Here is a 4,198-nt window from a genome sequence, read left to right on the forward strand (position 1 = left end):
GCCCATGCGCCGAGGGTTCCTCGTATCTGGCCGCCATTATGGATTGGCACACCCGTAAGGTGCTGGCTTGGCGCATCTCGAATACGCTGGAGGCGGACTTCTGTGTTGCGGCACTGAACGAGGCCATCCACAAGTTCGGCCCGCCCGAGATCATGAATACCGATCAAGGATCTCAGTTCACGTCCTTTGCCTGGACTGACCGGCTACGCCGATCCGGCGTGCGCATCTCAATGGATGGGAAGGGCCGCTACCTAGACAACATCTTCATTGAGAGGCTCTGGCGAACCCTGAAATACGAGTGCGTCTACCTGCATGCCTGGGAGACCGGATCAGAAGCGAAGGCAGGCATCCGGAAATGGATGACCTTTTACAACAACCAACGCCCACACTCAGCCCTTGGCGGCAGGCCACCAGCCGTGGTCTATTGGCTGAGAAATGACAGAACACAACACGATCAGCAGGAGCAGAGAGTAGCTTAATTTACGCCATATCCTGTCCAGCCGATGGGGAGTAGCTCAACATACTGTTAGAGATGGGTGAGTCACTCCCTAGCGTGGACAAATGAAGATATTTCTGCCGCGTGCAGCGCAAACACTGCTTCAACCCATGCGGCGGCTGCCAATGTCCGCTCTGTCCCGCTTAAGGGACCTCTGCGCAAAACGCAGCGAATGGCCGGTCTCCTGAAGGTTTTTCGATGCGGGCCGCGGCGCACCGGTGGCCATCCTGCGGTGGCGGCCCGCGTTGACAAACCTCGGAAGGAGGAAGCCGCGGGGGTCTTGGATCAGGCTATGGGGAAAGTGCGCGGACGCTTGGGGCAACCATTGGATTTGGGTGCGGCTGATAGCGTGGCTGGCGACCGATCCGCCTTCTGATTGCTCCAACAGCACGGAGGGATTGGGGGCAAATGCACCCGAGCGGCCTGACCGGTGACGGCAGGCACAATCCAGCCTGGCCGGGTTTTGCAGGGAGCAGCCGGTGCCATTCTGTAAAAGGGGATCGATGACAGGAGATTTATCATGCGGCCTGCTCCCTGGGTGGTGCGCGCGACATTGGTTTTTGCCCACGCCGGAAGATCTCGATGATGCGCATGGGGCCACCGCAGCAGGGGCATGGTTCGCGCAGCGTAAGTGGGATGATCTCGGCGTTGGATCCTGATGCGGGGGCTTGGTCCGGATGTTCGATACATAACAAGGAGCGGATCGTTCTGATGTTGGCCTTGCGGGCCGAGCTGGCCAGCAGGCCGTAATGCCGGATGCGGTGGAATCCATCTGGAAGGACGTGGATCAGGAAGCGGCGGATGAACTCGGGCGTGGCCAGCCGCATGACGGATCGGCGGTTGCCGGATTTAATGCGATAGTCTTTCCAGCGGAATGCGACCGTCTCGGCATCGGCGCTGACCAGACGGGCGTTCGAGATCGCCACCCGGTGGGTGTAGCGGCTCAGATAGGCCAGCACGGCCTCAGGACCACCGAAGGGCGGTTTGGCGTAGACCACCCATTCGGATTTGTGGAACGGGGCGAGCCAGCTGGCGAATGTATCGGCTTCAGCCAGCCCTTCGAGATTACCGAAGAAGGTGAGTTTGCCCGCGCTATGCAGATCCATCAGCCCTTGCAGAAACAGGCGTCGGAACAGCCGCGACAGCACCCGCACATGCAGGAAGAAGCCGGGTTTGCAGGCGACCCACCGTGTGCCGTCGGGTGACAGGCCGCCGCCTGGCACGATCATATGTATGTGCGGGTGGTGGGTGAGTGCCGAGCCCCAGGTGTGTAACACGCTGGTCATACCCACCCGCGCACCCATGCGTTTGGGGTCTGCCGCGATGGTCGTCACCGTTTTAGCGGATGCCTTGAACAGCAGCCCGTAGACCGCCCGCTTGTTCCAATGGGCGATCTGCGCGATCTCGGCTGGCAGGGTAAAGACCACGTGGAAATACTCCACCGAGAGCAGGTCCTCGGCACGCGCTTCCATCCAGTCGCGCGCGGCCGGTCCTTGACACTTGGGACAGTGCCCCCTCTCGGCAGATTGCTTCGCAATCGCCTGCCGGGCAATGGTATCTTGCAAGAGTTATAGGCGATATGATGGTGGCCGCACTTGGTGCATCCCGCCACATGCCCGCCGAGCGCCTCGGTTCGGCAGGCTTCAATCGCCGACATCACTTTGAGCTGGGAGAGGCTGACATGCCCCGCATTGGCCTGCCGCCATGTAGAACCGTATCGTCGAAAGATGTCAGCGATCTCCAGCTTTGGTTGGGCCACTGGTCCCGGGCGCTATTGCATTCCTCGTCGCAAGGTCTCGTCTTGCAGCAGCTTAATTTGCTCATAGGGGCTGACGGTGCTGCGGATCGTCTTGGTGGCCACATGGGCATAACGCGCAGTGGTTGTTAGCTTGGCGTGGCCAAGAAGCACCTGAATAACTCGCACGTCCGTGTTCGCCTCCAGCAGATGGGTCGCGAAGCTGTGGCGAAGCGTGTGCAGCGTTGCCGCCTTCTTGATGCCCGCCATGTGCTTGGCCGAGGTGAACGCCCGGTTCAACTGGCGTGGCGACAGAGGATTGATCTTGGGCTTGCCCGGGAACAGCCATCCCTCCGGACGGGATTCACACCAGTAGTCGCGCAACAACGCGAGCAGATTGGGCGACAGCATCGCTTTGCGATCCCGACCGCCCTTGCCGTCATCGACATGGATCAGCATCCGGTCGCAGTCGATATCATTGACCTTGAGGTGGCACACCTCGGAGGCGCGCAGCCCCGCCCCGTAGCTGATGCCAAGGGCGGCGCGATACTTGAGCCCCGGGCCGGGAACGGCGGCCAACAGATCAGCTACCTCTTCGACGCTTAGAACTATGGGTAGTTTACGGGGCTTGCGGTGAAACTGCATGAACCGCTTCATGTCTTCACGTCCGCAGGTGGTGCCGAAAAAGAAGCGAAGCGAGATGATCCGCACGTTGAACGTGCTGGCCGACACGCTGTCCTCGGTCATTTTGAGCTGATACGCGCGCAATTCCTCCGGCGTGGCCGTGTCGGGCGGCCGCCCAAGAAACGCCGCAAAATGCTTCACGTTGCGAATATGGGCTTTCTGGGTCTTCTCGGCCAAACCCCGAATGTTCATGTCTTCGATCATTCGCTGGCGTAGCGGGCTTACTCTCTCCTCTGCCATGGGAACCTCCTGTGTGATGATTGAGAAGACCCCAATCATCAGGCAGGTCAGAAAGATCGCAAAATCCACCCCGTTACGGGCGTTGTACGCCATCAGCCAAGAGCGCCAATGCCGCGGAGCGGCTTAGTCCCCCCGCCCGTGTCGTCGGCGCTGGCTTTCAAGCGAATCCAATTTCACAGGTGCAGCGAATGTTGTAAAAGTCCGCTGAATGGCCTTTTGTGGACGATGCAACCTAGGTCTGAGACGCCCGCGCAAGATCAACAAAACTGCGCGAGCAGGCCATCAAGCCGCAAGATGTTGATTGTCACTGAGAACTGACCCGGCATTGTCACCGAGACTTGACCCACCCAGCTGTTATGTTCTTTGCGTCATGATGGCGTCAATGCTGCTGTCTCCTTTCGTTTCTTTTTCGCTGTCTCAGAGCTGGCCTTGAACCGATAGCTGTCATTACCTGTCTCAAGGATGTGGCAGCGGTGGGTTAGGCGGTCGAGTAGCGCGGTGGTCATTTTCGCATCGCCGAACACGCTGGCCCATTCGCTGAAGCTCAAGTTCGTGGTGATGACGACGCTGGTGCGCTCGTAGAGTTTACTGAGAAGGTGGAACAACAACGCGCCTCCCGAAGCGCTGAACGGCAGATATCCCAGCTCATCCAGGATCACCAAGTCGGTTTTCACCAACGCCTCAGCGATCTTTCCGGCCTTGCCTTGGGCTTTTTCCTGCTCCAGCGCATTGACCAACTCAACCGTTGAGAAGAAGCGGACGCGTTTACGGCGATGTTCGATCGCTTGGATGCCAAGAGCGGTAGCGACATGCGATTTCCCGGTTCCTGGGCCCCCGATCAGCACTACGTTTTCGGTCCCATCCATGAACTCGCAGCGATGCAACTGGCGAACCAAGGCTTCACGGATTTCACTGGCGGCAAAGTCGAAGCCAGAGAGGTCCTTGTATGCCGGGAAGCGTGCCGCCTTCATGTGATAAGCGACGGAACGAACCTCACGTTCAGCCATTTCGGCCTTGAGCAGCTGCGACAACATGGGGATCGC

At 59.3% G+C, this 4,198-nt stretch carries 2 protein-coding genes and 2 pseudogenes; 1 reads left to right on the top strand and 3 read right to left on the bottom strand.

The annotated features are described in order from the left end of the window. Positions 1 to 479 (top strand): annotated as a pseudogene (locus tag AKU94_RS10280) (IS3 family transposase); the annotation flags it as partial. A gap of 535 nt (positions 480 to 1,014) precedes the next feature. Here AKU94_RS10280 and AKU94_RS10290 read toward each other — a convergent pair. The 3 genes and pseudogenes from AKU94_RS10290 to istB all read right to left on the bottom strand — a co-directional run. Beyond that, positions 1,015 to 2,255: pseudogene (locus AKU94_RS10290) on the bottom strand (IS91 family transposase). A gap of 12 nt (positions 2,256 to 2,267) precedes the next feature. Then, positions 2,268 to 3,155 (bottom strand): tyrosine-type recombinase/integrase, encoded by an 888-nt coding sequence (locus AKU94_RS10295; protein ID WP_050527202.1) that lies wholly within the window; start codon positions 3,153 to 3,155, stop codon positions 2,268 to 2,270. Positions 3,156 to 3,523: 368 nt separating this feature from the next. Continuing rightward, the coding region (gene istB / locus AKU94_RS10300) for an IS21-like element helper ATPase IstB (RefSeq protein WP_050527203.1) at positions 3,524 to 4,198 on the bottom strand (675 nt) is incomplete at its 5' end.

The organism is Pseudorhodobacter aquimaris, assembly GCF_001202025.1.
GTDB lineage: Bacteria > Pseudomonadota > Alphaproteobacteria > Rhodobacterales > Rhodobacteraceae > Pseudorhodobacter > Pseudorhodobacter aquimaris.

Coding starts and splice junctions, on each gene's coding strand:
- AKU94_RS10295 (WP_050527202.1), bottom strand. CDS start 3,155: ATGGCAGAGGAGAGAGTAAGCCCGCTACGCCAGCGAATGATCGAAGAC.